Source organism: Arthrobacter sp. AIWTK1, assembly GCF_056680535.1.
This window is the reverse complement of sequence record NZ_CM155287.1, coordinates 3759007-3774806: the sequence shown is the minus strand read 5'-3', so window position 1 is coordinate 3774806 and position 15800 is coordinate 3759007. Positions and strand designations below refer to the sequence as shown.

Sequence of the window (15800 nt, the reverse complement as noted above, 5' to 3'; positions counted from 1 at the left end):
CCGTGGAGCTGTCACCGCGGAATTCGCGGTGGCGTTGCCGGCGGTCCTCCTTCTCCTTGCACTCCTGCTCGCGGGATCGGCGGCCGGGATTACCCAGCTGCGGCTCGAAGAAGCGGCACGGGCCGGGGCCAGGGCACTGGCGCGCGGGGAAGACCCCGGAGCCGTGGAAGGGATCGTCCGGCACCTCGCCGGGGCCTCGGCATCATCGGTGGTCGTGGCTGAGGGTGAATGGCTCAGTGTCACGGTTTCAGACAGGGTCTCCGGTCCCGTCGGGTCCGTCGTGCCGTGGGCACTGTCAGCCCGGGCCCTGGCCCGGAGCGAGACTGCCCGGAGCGAAACCGCCGAGTCCGCAGGCGTCCCGCCGGCGGAGGCCTGGCCCGCACCGGCACGAGCCGGACAGGCGTGGGAACGGCGTCCGGAAGCCGCGGCCTCGTGAAGCCGCCGCGGCACCGAAAACCGGGCTATCCGGAACCGGGAAATGCGGCATCACGGCATGTGGCAGTGCGCGGACCGGAGGCTGGCGAGCGGGGGCGGACCAATGAACGTGGATCCGGAACGGTCCTTGCCGCCGGGCTCGGACTAGTGGTGATTGTAGCCATGGCGCTAATGCTGCTCCTGGCCCAGTCCGCCGTGATGGCGTCCAGGGCGGCGTCGGCCGCAGACCTCGCGGCGCTGGCGGCAGCCGACGCGTTGCGGGGGATCAGCCAGGGCGTGCCATGCTCCGTTGCGGCCGATGTTGCGGGTCGGCAAGGTGCGAAGATAACCAGTTGCTCGGAAGGGGGAAATGACACCGTGGAGGTCCGAACGGAACTCCTGAACCGAAGTATGGTCGGCGCAGCCACCGGTCACGCACGGGCGGGGCCTCCTCCGTGACCGGGCACCCATGAGAGCCCTGCTGACCGGGCGCCCATGAGAGCCCTGCTGACCGGGCGCCCATGAGAGCCCTGCTGACCGGGCACCCATGAGAGCCCTGCTCAGAACCGGGCGGCGTGCTCCGCCGGCCGGGCAGCCTCGGCCTGGGCACCCGTCGCCAGTTCAGCATGCGGCTGCTCGGCGGGCTGCTCGGTGGAGTCCTTCAGAAGTACGTCTATCAAGGTGATCGCCGCCGCCTTGTCCAGCGGGTTGTTCTTGTTGCCGCACTTGGGCGACTGGACACAGGACGGGCAGCCTGCGTCGCACTCGCAGGCCGCGATGGCGTCACGGGTCGCGGAAAGCCACACCTTGGCCTTGTCGAAGCCGCGTTCGGCAAAGCCCGCGCCACCGGGGTGCCCGTCGTACACGAAGATCGTGGGCACCCCGGTGTCGGCGTGAATGGCGGTTGATACCCCGCCGATGTCCCAGCGGTCGCTGGAGGCGACGAGCGGGAGCAGCCCGATGGCGGCGTGTTCGGCCGCGTGCAGGGCGCCGGGGAACTGGGCTTCGATCAAGCCCGCCCCCGTCAGCGATCGGTTGTCCACCACAAACCAGACAGCCTTGGTGAACAGGTCCCGGGCGCCCAGCTCCAGCGGTTCCTCGCCCAGAATTTCATTCGAAATCAGTGCCTTGCGCTGGAAGGAAACCACCTGTGTTGTCACCTTCACGTCCCCGAAGTGCACGGCGACGTCGCCCCACTGGGCGGTCCGCTGCGTTTCCAGGACTTCGATCTGGGTCACGTCACGGGCAGTGGTGTAGTAATCGGGGTTGGCGCGGCGCACCATCACACAGTGGTCCGCCTCGTTCAGGTCCTCCACCACATAGCTGTCGCCCTGATGCACGTACACGGCGCCCGTGTGGGCCTGGTAATGCGTTTGCGGCGAGTCCATGGTGCCGAGCAGTGAGCCCGTCTCGGCGTCGACAATGCTTACCGGCCCGCCGCCGTCCGCCCTCAGGTTCACCATGGCCGCCGCGCTCTGCGGGTGGGTCCAGAACCAGCCGGCGGGACGTTTGCGCAGGTAACCCTGGGCGACGAGCTGGTCGAGGAGTTTCTCCGAGGTGGGGCCGAACAGATCAAGCTCCGTGTAACCCAGCGGCAGTTCAGCTGCGGCGGCACACAGGTGCGGCCCCAGCACGTAGGGATTGGAGGGATCGAACACCGTGGCCTCAACGGACACGTCAAAGATGGCTTCCGGGTGGTTCACCAGGTAGGTGTCCAGCGGGTCATCGCTGGCCACGAAAGCAGCGATGGCGTCCTGGCCGGCGCGCCCCGCCCGGCCGATCTGCTGGAAGAGGGAAGCCCTGGTGCCGGGCCAGCCGGCAACCAGGACGGCGTCGAGCCCGGAGATGTCGATGCCGAGTTCAAGGGCGGAGGTGCTGGAGACGCCCAGGAGTTCCCCTGACCTCAGGGCCTTCTCCAGCGCCCGCCGCTCCTCGGGAAGGTAGCCGGAACGGTAGGCGGCAACACGTTGGGGCAGGCTGGGATCCACCTCGTCCAGGAGCCGCTTGGTGATCGCTGAGATGGTCTCGGCCCCGCGCCGGGACTTGATGAACGCGATGGTCCGGATCCGGGAGGAGACCAGGTTCGCCAGCAGGTCAGCGGTTTCGGCCACGGCGGTTCTGCGTTCCTTGGCACCGTTCTCGCCGCGTAGTTCAGTGAGGGCAGGTTCCCAGAAAGCCACGGTGGTGGAGCCGTGCGGTGAGGAATCCTCGGACACGGCCCGGACCGGCGCACCGATGAGCCGCCCGAAGGACGTTCCCGGCTCGGACGCCGTGGCCGATGCCGCGATGAACACCGGACCAGGCTGGGACGTGCTGGTGCTGTAATAGGCGCAGATTCGCCGCAACCGGCGCATCAGGTTGGCCACGTGGGACCCGAAGACGCCGCGGTAGCTGTGGGCCTCGTCCACGATCACGTATTTGAGCCGGCGGAAGAAGCTGGCCCACCAGGCGTGGTTGGGCAGGATGCCGAAGTGCAGCATGTCGGGGTTGGCCAGAATGAGGTTTGCGTGGTCCCGGATCCAGCGCCGTGACGCCGGGTCGGTGTCGCCGTCGTACGTTTCGGCCCTGACAGTCGGGAGCCTGAGCGAGCGGATGGCGGCAAGCTGATCGGCGGCCAGCGCCTTGGTGGGGGAGAGGTACAAGGCCACGGCGCCGTCGTCGTGGATCTTTCCCGGCTCCGAAAGTACCCGAAGTTCCGAGCGGTGGATCGCGTCCAGCGCAGGCAGCTGATACGCCAGCGACTTACCGGAGGCGGTGCCGGTGGCAATCACCACATGTTCCCCGCCGTGGGCAAGGTTCGCCGCCTCGATCTGGTGACGGTACGGCTCATGGATGCCCAGGGAGCCGTAGGCCTTGATGAGATCGGGGTGGGCCCATTCCGGCCACGGCTCGTTTACGGCCTGCCGGGCGGGAATGGTGCGGACATGACGCAGCTGCTCCGGGTCCGGGCCACGGCCCAGCAGCGGAATCAGGGAGTCATGCGGGTTCACTTCAATATTGTTTCATCCGGGCTCAAATCGCCCGGCCCCTGGCAGCCCGGGCACCAAGAACTCCGGCGTGGCTGCCCGGGTCCAACCAACGGCGCCGGCCGAAGCGTGTTTCCGCCGAAGGAAGCGGTGTCAGCCGACGGAAAGGTCGGCGCCTTCGTCTGACGAGGACAGCATCAGCACGTGGCACAGGGTAGTCCAACCCAGGTGCGAGTACAGCTTCTGGCCGTCCAGGGAGGCCAGCAGCAGGCCGTTTTCCACATCGTGCTCGAACGCCTGCGCCGCCAAAGCCTTCATGATGAAACTCCCCAGCCCGCGCCGCTGATAGGCCGGTTCGGTGACAATCTTGTCGAACACGGCCGTGTGTCCAACCACGAACACGCGGCCGCTCGCAGCCACGGATTCGCCTGCGCGCACTACTGCATGGTGGACGCCGTCGTCCTTGGACGTGGTGAGCTGCAGGTCGTCATCGGAGAGCCACGGATCTTCGGAGTCCTGCGTCTCCATGTCCACGATCATCATGGTCTGCGAGGCGGAGGTGACGTTCAGGCCATGTTGCTGGGCCAGATAGGTGTACCGCGCGACGTCGTTGGTGAGGATGGTGAGGATCCTGGCCGGCGCCTCGGCAGTCTTGGCGGCAAGCTCGGCGAATTCGGTGTCCGAGGGATCGTGGGCGAAATACTCCCATTCCTTGGTGGTGTCCGCGCGCAGCGCGGCCGGGAAACGGCCTTCCGTTCGCGTCTCGTAGCCTCGGCAACCGGCCCATCCGGTCACCCAGATTTCCACGAGGCGGGTGATGTCTTCAACCATGGCGTCTGGGCTCATGTGATGAGAGTATTCCAGCCCTGACACAAGCAACAGAGGTAGGGTCCCGGAAGTGCTCTTGCTTATTGAATTGTGATCGGAGCCGCTGGTAGAGGCCAAGGCCCCCGATTCAGCGTTTCAGCCGCTTTCGGTCAGCAAGTACCCTTAAATACGTGGCTTTGAACCGAATTGTGCTCTTTTACGGCTTTACTCCGATCGCCGACCCCGATGCCGTGCGCCTGTGGCAGCGCGCCCTCTGCGAAAAGCTGGGCCTGACCGGACGCATCCTCATCTCCAAGGACGGCATCAACGCGACGGTAGGCGGCGAGCTGAAAGCCGTCAAGCAGTACGTAAAGACGACCCGCGAATACAAGGGCTTCCACGGCATTGACGTCAAGTGGTCCGACGGCGGAGCGGAGGACTTCCCCCGGCTCAGCGTCAAGGTACGGGACGAGATCGTTTCCTTCGGAGCCCCCGGCGAACTCAAGGTGGACGCCAATGGAGTGGTGGGCGGAGGCACCCATCTCAAGCCCGAGGAACTCCACCAGCTGGTCGATGCCAAGAAGGAAAACGGCGAGGACGTGGTGTTTTTCGACGGACGCAACGCGTTTGAAGCGCAGATCGGCAAGTTCAAGGACGCCATCGTCCCCGACGTTGCCACCACCCACGACTTCATCAAGGAACTCGAGTCAGGCAAGTACGACTCCCTCAAGGACAAGCCGGTGGTCACCTACTGCACCGGCGGGATCCGCTGCGAGGTGCTTTCGAGCCTCATGGTGAACCGCGGGTTCAAGGAGGTCTACCAGCTCGACGGCGGGATTGTCCGCTACGGCGAGACCTTCAAGGACCTGGGCCTCTGGGAAGGGTCCCTGTACGTCTTCGACAAGCGCATGCACCTGGAATTCAGCGACGAAGCCAAGACGATCGGCGAGTGTGTCCGCTGTTCGGCCCCCACCAGCAAGTTCGAGAACTGTTCCAACCCGAGCTGCCGCACGCTCACGCTCTACTGCCAGGATTGCGCCTCCAGCCCGGAGACGCTCCGCTGCCCGGAAGGCTGCGCCGCATAAGTTCGGCATCGCGGTGTTCAGATCCGGCTGATCCGGTAGGCGAAGTTCGCTGCCGACTGGGCCGCCACTTCCACGCTGAGCATGGCGTCGTTGGACACATGGACCACGTTCACCCTTGACGTTCCGCACCGCAGGCTCAGGTCCACGAGGGCGAGTTCCCCGTTGCGTACCGTGAATGACACCCTGCGCGGGCTCTTGCAGGCCAGCGTCAGCGAGTACGTGCCGCTGGGCAGCTGGCCGGTGCTTTCCTGGCGTGTGGTGCCAGCCTTGAGCAGGCCGAAACCCGTGTGGAAGACCTGGCCGGCTGTCTCCGGGAGCACCCGCTCAACCCAGGCATCCAGTTCAGCGCCCGTAACGGGGAGGTTCCGCCGCGGGTCCTGCGGGAGCGCCGCGTCGGTGAAGGGCGGCGCCGTCGCCGTGGGCAGCGGCCCGCGGCCGTCGTCGTACACGTACTCGCAACCGCTCAGCGCCGCTCCGGCGGCCAGCACACCGGAAAGCACGACGGCGGCCGCCGCGGCCGTACGCCGTGGCACCCTTGGTGCCTGCACGGTGTGCATACTCTGACTCTAGGCCCGCCGCCACCCCCAAACCAGAGGCGGCCGGACGCGCGGCGGCAGCCCCGGCCGGACGTCAGGGCGAGGGCTCCATAATCCGAACCGCCCCCACTGCCGCTGTGTAGACTCTGCCCTCCTCCGGACTCACGATATAGGCGGTTACCGGGCCCGTTCCCAACTCAACCTGCTGGCTGACCGGTTGCCCGCAGGGCACGTCCATGCCGTGGGAGCCCGGGGCGGATCCGCGGGACGTCACGACCAGTTGCGCCTGCTCCGCCCCCACGCAGACGGCCGTGACGGTATACGTGCCTGCCCCGGTCAGTACGCCGTTGTACGTCAGTCCGCCTCCGGCTCCGCCGTGCCCGCTGATGGCTCCGGCAGCCCCGCCCGCACTCGCGGGGACATCTGCGAGCAGCAGTTCGACTGCGGCCATGTTGCGGTCCAATTCCGCCAAAAGTTCAGGATCCGTGGAAGGCAGCGGCAAGGGGCTTGCGCCACTGCTGCCCGCCGCGCCAGCGGAGCGGGACGGCTCCGGCCCGACGTCGTTCGCGTATTCGGAGCCGGCCAGGCTGGCGGCGAGCACGGCAGCGACCAGGAACACCGCGCGTTTTGGCGCCCGGACCGCCACTAATGCCCGCCCCCAGTGGACGGCAGCAGGCTGTACGCAGCCCGGACCGGATCATGGGGGGCTTCCACCCTCACCAGGATGCCGTCCGGTCCCACAGGAATATCCGCAGGGAAAGGCCTGTCGCACGTGAAGCCGCTGCCAGCGTACAGATCGTCACCGTTGGGTTTGAATACCGTTATCTCGACGGCGCCAGTGCCTTCGCAGACAAAGGTGAGGGTCAGTGTTCCGGGAGACTCAACCGGCCCGGAACGATGCCACTGGCCCGGCACCGGATAGCCCCGCACCTCTCCGGGTTGCTCCGGACCGAGTTGTTCCGCGGCCCAGCCGCTGGCCGGACCCGCCGATGAACCCGGTACTTCAGGGTATGGTTCCAGCCGGACGCCGCTGGCGCCGAAGTGCGGGTCGGCGGCGGCCGCCACCCTTGCCGTGATCAGGCCGCCCTGGTGGGTGAGGCGCATGACCCGCCTCGTATGGCAGAGGATGTTTGACTCCTCGGCGTCGGCCCCGCCCAGGCGTACCTCGAGCTCTGCATACTGCGCGGCAACGCACGCAGCCGTCAGGAGATAGTCGCCGGCCGGAACTTCGGCGCTCCACGCGGCCGCTGCCCCTGTTGCGGTGAGGTATGGAAGCTCATCGGTTCCCGGCGGACCCAGAAGCCGCCTCATCTGCTCGTCGTTGGCCTGTTCAGGTGGAGCGGCGGGAGAGTTCGATGCAACCCCGGAGTCCGGGTGTTCCGGGCCGGCGTTCGACGGTGGCGCGGACGCAGCAACGCCCGGCGGACCGCCGTCGTCCGCGTATTCACAGCCGCTCAGCGACGCCGCGAGCAGGCCCAAAACCGGCACAACTGCGGCGACGCCCTTCATCCGCTTCCCCCAGAGAGCTGACATGTCCCTGAGCATACGCACCCCCGCAGACGGTGCAAGTCACAGAGCTAGCTGCCGGCGGCCAGATGATAGGCGTAAATCAGCGGAGCATCCACGCTGGAGGCGCTGACCTGCACGGCGCCGGCGGCGGGCACGGTTATTTTGGCGCTCTCCCGGCTGCCGTTGCAGGCGGCCCCGGCCTCGGCGAGCTTCGTGCCGCCGGCCGTGACGGTGAAGAAGGCCTTGCCGCCGCCGTCGCACGTCATGGTGAGGGTGTACACCCCGGCCGGAACGTCGGCCGCGTCCTTGACCAGCGGCTCGCGGTTGAGGATCTTACCGGCATCCTCGAGCACCGTTCCGCCGGCCGTCGGCAGCGCGGTGGCCTTCCAGGCCGGGACGTCGGCATTCTCGATGGAAACTGCAGATGAGCACGCCGAGGCGGCCACCACAAGGCAGGCGCCCACGGACGCCGCGCCGACGATGCGCCTCAGTGCAGGCAGTCGTTGCGGCCCGGAAGAACGTGAAAGCATACCTCCAACTTACCCGCTGAAAAAGGCAGCCCGGTCCCGCGGGAGGTCCCGGCAGGGGCCGCCGCAGCACGTGCTCCCCGCAGTGCTGTTCCTACACAAGCTCATCGAGGCGGCGCCAGAACGCCGCACGGATCGCCTTCCGGATGTCCTGGAGGTCTGTCTTGGCTTCGCCGATCTTCGCGGCACAGTCCTTGATCAGGACCCGGTCAATCGTCGGCGGCAGCAGCGGACGCTCGGCGAGGAGTTCGTTGAGTTCGCGCTGGCTCACGCTCCCGTGCCAGTTGTCCGCAAGACTCACAGCCACTGCTTCGGCGCTTTCTACCAGATCGAACCACGGGCTTTGGGCGGCGGGTGCTCCGGTGGCGGTGGAATACACCGGTTCCCGGCGCACAACGCCGGCTGCCGGCACCGGACGCACGTCCTGCTGCACCCGCCGGGGGCCCGGCGTCGGCACCGGCCTGCCGGATGATCCCGTCGGGGCGGCAGCGGCGGCGGGCTCTGCACGAACGGGAGATCCAGCAGCCTCAGAAACGGACCCTGCCTCTGTAGCCGCGACGGCACCCCGGGCGGGAAAAACACCTGGTCCGGGAACAGGCCGCGTGCCGGGAACACGGACCGCGCCGTTGCCGGAAACACTGACTTCAGCAGGCCCGGTTTCAGAGGAAACGGCGGCGAAGGCGGCAAGCTCAGCCACCGGCGCCGACTTCGCAAAGCAACGGTCCAGGAGCGTCTGCGGAAGCGTGGCGATATCGTCAACCTGCAACGCCAGATGCTCCGCCACCGCGGTAACCCCCAGCCGGTGGCCCTGGTTCTCGATCCCCAGCAGCACCACCTTCATACCGAGGTCCTGCGCCGCTTCCACCGCCTCGGCGAGGTCGTCGTCGCCGGAGAGAAGGTAGGCGACATCGGCCGACCGGTTCCGCGCCACCCCCACGAGGTCCAGCCCGAGCTTAAGGTCCACGCCTTTTTGCTCGCCGTTGTAGGACATGCGCCCCAGCCGAACTTTCACCCCAGGCAGCAGACCGATCCGCTTGTGTTCGTCGCTGAACACGCCGTCCTTGGCGGCGTCATACCAGTACATCCTCAGCAGATCCCGGCTGTCGCGCTCGCTGACAAATTCCTGGATACCGTCCACCAGGCTCTTGTACTGGACGGAAAAGGCAGAGCGCAGCGAGTTCCCGGTGACCCGCAGCCCGCCCGTTGCCAGAAGGAAACCTGCGTCAACGAAGATCACACTTTTGCGGCTCATGCTCAGAAGCATAGGTGGTACTGCCGACAATCCCGCCCCGGGCGGCGCGGAACGGGGCGAACCCGGCCCAAAAGGGCGCAGCCCCGAACCATAGACTTGCACAGTGACTGAAACAGCTATGGCCTTCACGGCCGGCAACACCTCCGACGCCCCCCGCAGCGACCTCCCGGAGCTGATGGCCGCCCTCGCCGCGGACCTGCGCGGCGTCGGGTTCACCGTGGATGGAGTGGCCGGGCTCCTCGGCGACTCCGCCTATTCCGCCCTCAGCCGTGACCAGATCATCCCCTCGTTGATCGCCACCGAAAACGCCGCCAAGGGTGACCCGGACGCGGCGGCGCTTGCCGCCGTCGTACGCCTGTGGCTGCTGGCGGTGCCACAGCGCGCCGAAGTGCTCGACGCCGCCCTCCCGGGGATCCGTACCGCGGGCCTCCTCACGCTGGGACTCGTGGAACCTTCCACGGCGGCGGAAGACGGCACGGATCCTGCGTCGGGAACCGTCAGGGCGAAAGCGGATCTGCGGCCGTACGGCTGGGGCGGCGATACCGCAACAGACGCGGACGAGGCAGGTGCGGACAGTAGCGGGGGCACCGACCTGTGGGTGGCCAGTGACCTCGCGGCGCACCAGCAGCCCGGCGTTCTGCGCCACGACCACGTGCTGGGAATCGGGCAGGCCTCCACCACTTTGGTGCAGACCACGGTCCGCCGGCATGTGTCGAAAGCACTGGACCTGGGTACCGGCTGCGGCATCCAGACCTTCCACCTGTTGCAGCATTCGGACCACGTGACAGCCACGGACATCTCCGCCCGGGCGCTTGCCTTTACCCGGTTCAACCTGCTCCTGAACGCCGAAGCGCTCCGTGTCGACCCGGCCCGGCCGGAGGACCGCGTGAGCCTGCGCCTGGGCTCGCTGCTGGAACCCGTGGCAGGGGAGACCTTTGACCTGGTGGTGTCCAACCCGCCGTTCGTCATCACGCCGCGGAGCCCGGGGGAGGCCGCGGCGGACCAGTTCACCTACCGTGACGGCGGCCTTCCCGGCGACGACATTGTTGGGTCACTGGTCCGGGACCTGCCATCCGTCCTTGCCCCGGCCGGAACAGCCCAACTATTGGGTAACTGGGAGGTCACCGCAGGAACGTCATGGCAGGAAAGGCCGCAAAGCTGGGCCGGAACGGACGTGGATGCCTGGTTCATCCAGCGCGAACTGGTGGGGCCGGAACAATACGCCGAAACGTGGCTGCAGGACGCCTCCGAGTCCCGCGATCGCCGGCACTACCAGGACGCCTACGCCGCCTACCTGGACGACTTTGCCTCGCGAAACGTGGCGGGGATCGGATTCGGCATGATCTTCCTTCGGCGGCCCGCTGCCGGCGCCCGGCCGGTCATCAGCCGGTTCGAGGAGATCACTTATCCGATCGAGCAGCCCATCGGCCCGCACCTGGGGGCAGCAATGGAGCGGGCCGACTGGCTGGCGGCCAACGATCTGGGCGCCGCCCACCTGCTTGTGGCCGAGGACGTCACGGAGGAGCGCCACCAGCGCCCGGGGGCGGAACATCCCGGCGTGATCCTGTTGCGCCAGGGCGCGGGGCTCCGGCACACCAACCTGCTGAGCACCGAGCTGGCCGGTTTCGTGTCAGCGTGCGACGGCGATCTGTCCGCCGGGCAGATCATCGGTGCCCTGGACGCGCTGCTGGGCGGGGGCGACGGATTCGACGGCCAGGCGTTCAGGGACGGGCTCCTCGCCGAAGTCCGGAACCTGGTCCGCGACGGGTTCCTCCTCCCGGCCTGACCCGGCAACGGCAGGCTCGGCTGCAGCACCCCGGCCCGCGTGCGGGCGGGCCGGGTCCTCCGGGCCGTCTCCTGAGCCGAAGCGCCACAGCACGGTGATGGCGATGGCCAGGGACACCACCGCGCCGGTGCCGCCGATCAGCAGGAAGCCCGTCCGGACGGGGAGCAAGGCCCCCAGTATCCCGCCGAGGGCCAACGCCGCAATGGTGATGGCGCGGGTCAGGCCTCCGATCATGGACATCGCCTGGCCGCGGCCTTCCTCGGGCATCCGGAGGATCACGATGGCCCCGAAACAGGCGTTGAGGACGCCGCAGGAAACACCCATCCCGGTGTAGGCGACGAACATGATGTCCACGGTGGGCACCAGCCCGATGACTGCGAGCACTGCGGACGTCAGCGCCATTGATCCCAGGAGGATGCGGAGCCGCGCCCGGGGTGTTTTGATCAGGCCGGCGAGGGCGGCTCCGGCCGCCATTCCCAAAGCAAAAGCGGCAACGAGCAGGCCGTACTGCGTTTCGGAGGCGCCCATTTCGCCGCGGACGAGGAACACTTCGAGGACGTTGGTTGCCTCTCCCACGGCAATGAAGAACAGGGCGCCGAGCACCAGTGCCCACACGAGGCTGTCCCGCCGGATGAGGCGGAGCCCGTCCATCAGGGCAGGCTGCTTCCGGCCGGCACGCTCGGCGGCAGTGCCCCTCCGGGTCCGGATCAGGAAGGCGCCCGCCCCCATCAGGACATAGCAGGCGCTCGCCACGGAAAACACCAGTATTGAGCCGCCCCAGCCACTCAGCAGGCCACCCGCCGCGGGTCCGGCCATTCCGGCGATCATGATGGTTGCCTGCATGGTCCCGACAGCGCGGGGTGTGCGCTCTTCACCGACGATCCGGGGCAACAGGGCCTGGAACGTTGGTCCGGCCACCGCCTGGCAGGCGTTCAGCACAAGAGTCAGCAGGAAGAGCGCGGGAAAATAGTTTTCCAGGAAGTGCATGCTCAGGCCCATGCCCGCCACGGCGGCGGCACTTCCAGCGGAAGCCGCCGTCGCGAGCGTCCGGGAATCGCGTGTGTCCGCCAGCCTCCCGGCCCACGGGGCAAGGACCACCAGCGGTAAGGCGGAACACAGAAGGTAGGCGGCCACCAGCCAGGAACCGGCAAAGGCAATCGTGCCGGCCGCCGCGGCGGCCTGCAGATGCAACATCACGCTGACCACAACTGCACCCATACCGGCTGCAGCCATGAAGCGGGCGCTGCTGGCTAACAGGAAATCCCGGCTTCGCCAGAGTGCTGGATTTAGTTGTAATAAGGCAGGCGATGGCCTGGCCGTGTCCCCCATGTCCGCGAAACTACTCCCCGGCTGGCGCGGATGTCAAGCGTTTCTTTCAGAGTTGCCGGATGGCCGATAGAATGGGGACGTGAACGCAGAAACTCCGGAGCCGGAGCCGGCCGCGCCAGGGGCTGCCAAACGCAGGATGCGGCCGGAGAAGAAGGTGGAGATCACCGATCCCAAGGCCATCCGCGCGCTTGCCCACGCGGCACGCCTGGAAGTGATCTCCGAACTGTATTCCACACAGGTCAGCCGGACGGCCACGGAGCTTGCCACGCAGACGGGCCTGACGCCGAGTGCCATGAGCTATCACCTGCGGGCCCTGCAGAAGTGGGGCATCGTGGAGCCGGCCGCCACAGCGGGAGACGCGCGGGAACGTCGATGGCGTGCCGCCGGGACGGACTTCACCATTAACTCAGGCGGCGGGGTGGCCAGTCCCGAGTTCGCCGTTCTGGACCTTGAGCTGGACGCTTTCCGGCGCAGGGTCGATGCGTACGCCAGGGTCCGCGACGAGCGCAGGAAAAACAACGAATCGACCGAGGCGCCCGGGGTGGTGGTGCTCTCCAGCACTCTTCTGTACCTGACCCCGGCGCAGCAGTCGGAGCTGACCGCGAAGGTGTTCGGGCTGCTCAAGGAATACGAGCTTGAGGATCCGGACCAGGTCCCCGCGGGTGCGGAACGCATGGCCACAATGTGGTCCCTGATTCCGGACGATCGTAAGTGATGCACGGCACCCGTTTTCCACATGAATGCGCATCATCCTCCAAAATATGGTGAACTAGGCGAGTATGGGCCCATCTGCCCGAGCCAACCTTTTTCTGTAGGAGCACCGTGCCAAGCAAGGCCAAAACCGGCAAGAAACTCGTGATTGTGGAGTCTCCGGCCAAGAGCAAGACCATCGCCAAGTATCTGGGCGAGGGCTTCATCGTTGAGGCCTCCATCGGTCACATCCGTGATCTGCCGCAGCCGTCCGAGCTCCCCGCCGAACTCAAGAAAACCTCCATCGGCAAGTTCGCCGTCGACATCGAACACGACTTCAAGCCGTACTACGTGGTGTCCCCGGACAAGAAGAAGAAGGTGACTGAGCTCAAGGCTGCGCTCAAGGACGCTGACGCCCTCTATCTCGCAACCGATGGGGACCGCGAAGGCGAAGCCATCGCGTGGCACCTGCTGGAAGTGCTCAAGCCCAAGGTCCCCGTGTACCGGATGACGTTCGGCGAAATCACCAAGGAAGCCATCCAGCGCGCCATGGGCAACCTGCGCGATGTCGACCAGGACCTCGTGGATGCCCAGGAAACCCGACGCGTGCTGGACCGCCTCTACGGCTACGAAATTTCCCCGGTGCTGTGGCGCAAGGTGGCCCGCGGCCTGTCCGCCGGCCGCGTCCAGTCCGTGGTCACCCGCATGGTGGTGGACCGCGAACGCGAACGCATGGCGTTCAAGGCCGCGTCCTACTGGGACCTCACCGGCCAGTTCGGTGCCGGCAACGGCGCTACGTCGTTATTCAAGGCGAAGCTCGCCGCCGTGGACGGCGCCAAGGTGGCCAGCGGCCGGGACTTCAACGACGACGGCGAACTCACCTCGCGCAACGTCACGCACCTGAATGAGGAACTCGCCACGTCGCTGGCAGCGGGGCTACAGAACGCGAAATTCCGTGTCCGCTCCGTCGACACCAAGCCGTACACCCGCCGTCCGGCCGCTCCGTTCACCACCTCCACGCTGCAGCAGGAGGCGGGCCGCAAGCTGCGGTTCTCCTCCAAGAGCACCATGCAGGTGGCCCAGCGCCTCTACGAAAACGGCTACATCACCTATATGCGTACGGACTCGTCCGCACTGAGCGACGAAGCTGTGACGGCTGCCCGGCGCCAGGCCTCGGAGCTCTACGGCCCCGAGTACGTGCCGCAGTCGCCCCGGGTTTACACCGGAAAGGCAGCGAACGCGCAGGAAGCCCACGAGGCCATCCGTCCCGCCGGTGACTCCTTCCGCACCCCGGCGCAGGTGGCCAAGCAACTCTCGGGTGACGAATTCCGGCTCTATGAGCTCATCTGGAAGCGCACCGTTGCCTCCCAGATGGGCGATGCCAAGGGCTCCACCGCCACCATCCGCCTCGGCGCGGTGGCCGCGGACGGCCGCGATGCAGAGTTCTCGGCTTCCGGCACCGTCATCACCTTCCCCGGCTTCCTCGCCGCCTACGAAGAAGGCAAGGACGAAAGCCGCGGAGACGACGACTCCGAGGAAGCACGCCGGCTTCCCAACGTGGCCAAGGACGATGCGCTCACTGCCTCGGAGATCGTCGCCGTCGGCCATGAGACCTCGCCGCCGCCGCGCTATACGGAAGCCTCCCTGACGGCAGAGCTGGAAAAGAAGGGCATCGGACGCCCGTCCACCTACGCCTCCACCATTTCCACCATCCAGGACCGCGGCTACGTGCGTAAGCAGGGGTCCGCGCTGGTCCCCAGCTGGATCGCCTTCTCCGTGATCCGGCTGCTCGAGCAGCACTTCCATGACTACGTGGACTACGAGTTCACGGCGGACATGGAGGGCGACCTGGACAAGATCGCCAACGGCCAGGCCGTGGGCGCTGCCTGGCTCAAGCACTTCTATTACGGCGAAGATTCCGATCCCGGCCTGTTGAGCATCGTGAACAACCTTGGCGAAATCGACGCCAAGGAAATCAACTCCGTGCCTATCGCCGAGGGCATCACCCTGCGCGTGGGCAAGTTCGGTCCGTACCTGGAGAGCTCGGTCCCCACGGTCGATCCCAAGACCGGCGAGGTGGTGGAGTCCGCCCGCGCCAACGTCCCCGAGGACCTGGCCCCGGACGAGCTGACCCCGGCCAAGGCCCTTGAGCTGATGGAGACGGCGGCGCCGGAGGAACGTGTCCTCGGCGAAGACCCGCACACAGGCCACACGATCGTGGCCAAGAACGGCCGCTACGGTGCCTACGTCACGGAAATCATTCCGGAAATGACGGACGAGCAGCTGGCCAACCAGCCCGTGGAGTACTACAAGAACGGCAAGCCCAAGCCGCCGAAGAAGCCCGTCAAGGCCAAGCCGCGCACCGGTTCGCTGTTCGCCTCGATGAGCGTGGACTCGGTCAGCCTCGACGAGGCGCTGCAGCTGATGAGCCTGCCGCGCGCGCTCGGCGAGGACGCCGAAGGCAACGTCATCACCGTACAGAACGGCCGCTTCGGCCCGTACCTGAAGAAGGGCACGGACTCGCGTTCCATCGGCTCCGAAGAGGAAATCTTCACGATCACGCTGGAGCAAGCTCTGGAGATCTACTCCCAGCCCAAGCAGCGCGGTGCCCGTGCGGCCGTCCCGCCGCTGGCCGAGTTCGGACCGGACCCCGTTTCGGAGAAGAACATCGTGGTGAAGGAAGGCCGCTTCGGCCCGTACATCACCGACGGCATCACCAACATCACTGTCCCGCGCTCCACCTCGCTCGAGGAACTGACGCGCGAACAGGCTGTGGAACTCCTGGCGGAGAAGCGCGCCAAGGGCCCGGCCAAGCGTCCGGCAGCGCGCAAGGCCCCGGCGAAGAAGAAGGCTGTCGCCAAGAAGTAGTCCTTCGAGACCGCGGGTGCGGGCCGGCGGC

Annotated in this window: 13 protein-coding genes and 1 pseudogene; 6 read left to right on the top strand and 8 right to left on the bottom strand. The window is 66.9% G+C overall.

Features of this window, described 5'->3' with window-relative positions; translation table 11 throughout:
• Nucleotides 1–28: 28 nt before the first annotated feature.
• Both AC1MDG_RS17325 and AC1MDG_RS17320 read left to right on the top strand, forming a co-directional pair.
• The gene (locus AC1MDG_RS17325; protein WP_479805501.1) at nt 29–436 is read left to right on the top strand and encodes a TadE family type IV pilus minor pilin; all 408 of its coding nucleotides are present in this window, start codon (nt 29–31) and stop codon (nt 434–436) included.
• A 161-nt stretch (nt 437–597) separates the two neighbouring features.
• Nucleotides 598–873: an Rv3654c family TadE-like protein gene (locus AC1MDG_RS17320; protein WP_479805500.1), complete on the top strand. Its 276-nt coding sequence runs from the start codon at nt 598–600 to the stop codon at nt 871–873.
• 101 nt (nt 874–974) lie between these two features.
• Here the strand turns inward: AC1MDG_RS17320 and AC1MDG_RS17315 are convergent, their stop codons facing one another.
• A complete protein-coding gene (locus AC1MDG_RS17315; RefSeq protein ID WP_479805498.1) occupies nt 975–3404 on the bottom strand; it encodes a DEAD/DEAH box helicase in 2430 nt (809 codons plus the stop codon).
• Nucleotides 3405–3533: 129 nt separating this feature from the next.
• Nucleotides 3534–4226, bottom strand: coding sequence for a GNAT family N-acetyltransferase (locus AC1MDG_RS17310; protein WP_479805496.1), 693 nt, complete (start codon nt 4224–4226; stop codon nt 3534–3536).
• A 152-nt stretch (nt 4227–4378) separates the two neighbouring features.
• Between AC1MDG_RS17310 and trhO the strand changes: the two genes are divergently transcribed.
• Entirely contained in the window at nt 4379–5272 is an 894-nt protein-coding gene (trhO, locus tag AC1MDG_RS17305; protein ID WP_479805494.1) for an oxygen-dependent tRNA uridine(34) hydroxylase TrhO, read from the top strand.
• Between the two features lie 17 nt (nt 5273–5289).
• Here trhO and AC1MDG_RS17300 read toward each other — a convergent pair whose 3' ends face one another.
• The 5 genes from AC1MDG_RS17300 to AC1MDG_RS17280 all read right to left on the bottom strand — a co-directional run bounded on the left by AC1MDG_RS17300 (nt 5290) and on the right by AC1MDG_RS17280 (nt 9096).
• Nucleotides 5290–5829 carry a hypothetical protein gene (locus AC1MDG_RS17300; protein ID WP_479805492.1) on the bottom strand — a complete coding sequence of 180 codons (540 nt, stop codon included), beginning with the start codon at nt 5827–5829 and terminating at the stop codon, nt 5290–5292.
• A gap of 73 nt (nt 5830–5902) precedes the next feature.
• Nucleotides 5903–6427, bottom strand: a complete 525-nt coding sequence (locus AC1MDG_RS17295) for a hypothetical protein (RefSeq protein WP_479805490.1) — start codon at nt 6425–6427, stop codon at nt 5903–5905.
• Between the two features lie 26 nt (nt 6428–6453).
• Nucleotides 6454–7341: a hypothetical protein gene (locus tag AC1MDG_RS17290; RefSeq protein ID WP_479805488.1), complete on the bottom strand. Its 888-nt coding sequence runs from the start codon at nt 7339–7341 to the stop codon at nt 6454–6456.
• Nucleotides 7342–7385: 44 nt separating this feature from the next.
• Nucleotides 7386–7847 (bottom strand): hypothetical protein, encoded by a 462-nt coding sequence (locus AC1MDG_RS17285; RefSeq protein WP_479805487.1) that lies wholly within the window; start codon nt 7845–7847, stop codon nt 7386–7388.
• A 91-nt stretch (nt 7848–7938) separates the two neighbouring features.
• Nucleotides 7939–9096, bottom strand: coding sequence for an NYN domain-containing protein (locus AC1MDG_RS17280; protein ID WP_479805485.1), 1158 nt, complete (start codon nt 9094–9096; stop codon nt 7939–7941).
• 118 nt (nt 9097–9214) lie between these two features.
• On the opposite strand from AC1MDG_RS17280, the gene AC1MDG_RS17275 reads away from it, so the two are divergent.
• On the top strand, nt 9215–10882 hold the full coding sequence (locus AC1MDG_RS17275) for a DUF7059 domain-containing protein (protein WP_479809130.1): 1668 nt from the start codon (nt 9215–9217) through the stop codon (nt 10880–10882).
• A gap of 102 nt (nt 10883–10984) precedes the next feature.
• Here the strand turns inward: AC1MDG_RS17275 and AC1MDG_RS17270 are convergent.
• Nucleotides 10985–12076: pseudogene (locus AC1MDG_RS17270) on the bottom strand (MFS transporter); the annotation flags it as partial.
• A 214-nt stretch (nt 12077–12290) separates the two neighbouring features.
• Between AC1MDG_RS17270 and AC1MDG_RS17265 the strand changes: the two are divergent.
• Both AC1MDG_RS17265 and topA read left to right on the top strand, forming a co-directional pair.
• On the top strand, nt 12291–12926 hold the full coding sequence (locus AC1MDG_RS17265) for an ArsR/SmtB family transcription factor (protein WP_479805483.1): 636 nt from the start codon (nt 12291–12293) through the stop codon (nt 12924–12926).
• A 107-nt stretch (nt 12927–13033) separates the two neighbouring features.
• Nucleotides 13034–15769, top strand: coding sequence for a type I DNA topoisomerase (gene topA / locus AC1MDG_RS17260; protein WP_479805481.1), 2736 nt, complete (start codon nt 13034–13036; stop codon nt 15767–15769).
• Nucleotides 15770–15800: the final 31 nt, after the last annotated feature.